Here is a 215-nt window from a genome sequence, read left to right as displayed (position 1 = left end):
ACCCTGAAGGGCCTGGGCGGCCTGGTCGGGCTTCAGGGCTGGGACGTGTTCAAGCAGTCCTGGACCGGCCTGGCCAAGCTGGGCACCGGCCTGGCGATCTCGTCGATCCCGGGTGTCGGGCCGTTGTTCCTGTCCGCGCCGGACGACAAGCTGCCCTCGTGGCTGCGGGACTCCCGTACGGCGATGAAGGAGACCGGCAAGGCGCTGCTGGCCTG

Annotated in this window: 1 protein-coding gene; it reads left to right on the top strand. The window is 70.2% G+C overall.

Annotation, left to right across the window (positions count from 1 at the left end):
- On the top strand, window positions 1–215 hold a 215-nt coding region (locus tag IH80_RS40460), incomplete at both ends, for a hypothetical protein (protein ID WP_037882514.1).

This window comes from Streptomyces sp. NRRL S-378 (assembly GCF_000720645.1).
Classification (GTDB): domain Bacteria; phylum Actinomycetota; class Actinomycetes; order Streptomycetales; family Streptomycetaceae; genus Streptomyces.
This window is presented reverse-complemented; position numbering and strand designations above follow the sequence as displayed.